The sequence below is a fragment of the Pantoea sp. BR_17 genome (assembly GCF_041955125.1).
Taxonomy (GTDB): Bacteria; Pseudomonadota; Gammaproteobacteria; order Enterobacterales; family Enterobacteriaceae; genus Pantoea; species Pantoea stewartii.
Genome location: NZ_JAVAXT010000024.1, coordinates 1 through 2,962, shown reverse-complemented (window position 1 = coordinate 2,962; position 2,962 = coordinate 1). Strand labels below are relative to the sequence as shown.

Sequence of the window (2,962 nt, the reverse complement as noted above, 5' to 3'; positions counted from 1 at the left end):
ATGCCTGGCAGTTCCCTACTCTCGCATGGGGAGACCCCACACTACCATCGGCGCTACGGCGTTTCACTTCTGAGTTCGGCATGGGGTCAGGTGGGACCACCGCGCTACAGCCGCCAGGCAGATTCTGTCTGCCGCACCGCCCTCTCGGGCCGCACGGCGTTATCCGGTAAACAAGGCTGAAAATTCTTCTGTCTCTCAACCAAAACGCCTCTGGCGTTGTAAGGTTAAGCCTCACGGGTCATTAGTACCGGTAAGCTCAACGCATCGCTGCGCTTACACACCCGGCCTATCAACGTCGTCGTCTTCAACGTCCCTTCAGGAGGCTCGGAGCCTCAGGGAGAACTCATCTCGGGGCAAGTTTCGTGCTTAGATGCTTTCAGCACTTATCTTTTCCGCACTTAGCTACCGGGCAGTGCCACTGGCGTGACAACCCGGACACCAGCGGTGCGTTCACTCCGGTCCTCTCGTACTAGGAGCAACCCCCCTCAATTCTCCAGCGCCCACGGCAGATAGGGACCGAACTGTCTCACGACGTTCTAAACCCAGCTCGCGTACCACTTTAAACGGCGAACAGCCGTACCCTTGGGACCTACTTCAGCCCCAGGATGTGATGAGCCGACATCGAGGTGCCAAACACCGCCGTCGATATGAACTCTTGGGCGGTATCAGCCTGTTATCCCCGGAGTACCTTTTATCCGTTGAGCGATGGCCCTTCCATTCAGAACCACCGGATCACTATGACCTGCTTTCGCACCTGCTCGAGCCGTCACTCTCGCAGTCAAGCTGGCTTATGCCATTGCACTAACCTCCTGATGTCCGACCAGGATTAGCCAACCTTCGTGCTCCTCCGTTACGCTTTGGGAGGAGACCGCCCCAGTCAAACTACCCACCAGACACTGTCCGCAGCCCGGATCACGGGCCCACGTTAGAACACCAAACATTAAAGGGTGGTATTTCAAGGACGGCTCCACGCAGACTGGCGTCCACGCTTCAAAGCCTCCCACCTATCCTACACATCAAGGCTCAGTGTTCAGTGTCAAGCTGTAGTAAAGGTTCACGGGGTCTTTCCGTCTTGCCGCGGGTACACTGCATCTTCACAGCGATTTCAATTTCACTGAGTCTCGGGTGGAGACAGCCTGGCCATCATTACGCCATTCGTGCAGGTCGGAACTTACCCGACAAGGAATTTCGCTACCTTAGGACCGTTATAGTTACGGCCGCCGTTTACCGGGGCTTCGATCAAGAGCTTCTCCTTACGGATAACCCCATCAATTAACCTTCCGGCACCGGGCAGGCGTCACACCGTATACGTCCACTTTCGTGTTTGCACAGTGCTGTGTTTTTAATAAACAGTTGCAGCCAGCTGGTATCTTCGACTGGCCTCGGCTCCGGGAGCAAGTCCCTTCACCTACGCGCCAGCGTGCCTTCTCCCGAAGTTACGGCACCATTTTGCCTAGTTCCTTCACCCGAGTTCTCTCAAGCGCCTGGGTATTCTCTACCTGACCACCTGTGTCGGTTTGGGGTACGATTTCGTGTTACCTGATGCTTAGAGGCTTTTCCTGGAAGCAGGGCATTTATCACTTCAGCACCGTAGTGCCTCGTCGTCACGCCTCAGTGTAAAGTGCACCGGATTTGCCTGGCGCACACACCTACACGCTTAAACCGGGACAACCGTCGCCCGGCCGATATAGCCTTCTCCGTCCCCCCTTCGCAGTAACACCAAGTACAGGAATATTAACCTGTTTCCCATCGACTACGCCTTTCGGCCTCGCCTTAGGGGTCGACTCACCCTGCTCCGATTAACGTTGAACAGGAACCCTTGGTCTTCCGGCGACAAGGTTTTTCACCTTGTTTATCGTTACTTATGTCAGCATTCGCACTTCTGATACCTCCAGCATGCCTCACAGCACACCTTCAACGGCTTACAGAACGCTCCCCTACCCAACAACACATAGTGTCGCTGCCGCAGCTTCGGTGCATGGTTTAGCCCCGTTACATCTTCCGCGCAGGCCGACTCGACCAGTGAGCTATTACGCTTTCTTTAAATGATGGCTGCTTCTAAGCCAACATCCTGGCTGTCTGTGCCTTCCCACATCGTTTCCCACTTAACCATGACTTTGGGACCTTAGCTGGCGGTCTGGGTTGTTTCCCTCTTCACGACGGACGTTAGCACCCGCCGTGTGTCTCCCGTGATAACATTCTCCGGTATTCGCAGTTTGCATCGGGTTGGTAAGCCGGGATGGCCCCCTAGCCGAAACAGTGCTCTACCCCCGGAGATGAGTTCACGAGGCGCTACCTAAATAGCTTTCGGGGAGAACCAGCTATCTCCCGGTTTGATTGGCCTTTCACCCCCAGCCACAGGTCATCCGCTAATTTTTCAACATTAGTCGGTTCGGTCCTCCAGTTAGTGTTACCCAACCTTCAACCTGCCCATGGCTAGATCACCGGGTTTCGGGTCTATACCCTGCAACTTAACGCCCAGTTAAGACTCGGTTTCCCTGCGGCTCCCCTATACGGTTAACCTTGCTACAGAATATAAGTCGCTGACCCATTATACAAAAGGTACGCAGTCACACCACGAAGGTGCTCCCACTGCTTGTACGTACACGGTTTCAGGTTCTGTTTCACTCCCCTCGCCGGGGTTCTTTTCGCCTTTCCCTCACGGTACTGGTTCACTATCGGTCAGTCAGGAGTATTTAGCCTTGGAGGATGGTCCCCCCATATTCAGACAGGATACCACGTGTCCCGCCTTACTCATCGAACTCACAGCCTGTGCACCTTTGTGTACGGGAGTATCACCCTGTACCCTGCGACTTTCCAGACGCTTCCACTGATGCACAAGCTGATGCAGGTTCTGGGCTCCTCCCCGTTCGCTCGCCGCTACTGGGGGAATCTCGGTTGATTTCTTTTCCTCGGGGTACTTAGATGTTTCAGTTCCCCCGGTTCGCCTCATGCCGCTATG

At 54.9% G+C, this 2,962-nt stretch carries 2 rRNA genes; both read right to left on the bottom strand.

Annotated elements, in window-relative coordinates:
• Positions 1–2 precede the first annotated feature (2 nt).
• Positions 3–118, bottom strand: a 5S ribosomal RNA gene (gene rrf, locus RAC60_RS21885).
• 102 nt (positions 119–220) lie between these two features.
• Positions 221–2,962 (bottom strand): 23S ribosomal RNA (locus tag RAC60_RS21880); the annotation flags it as partial.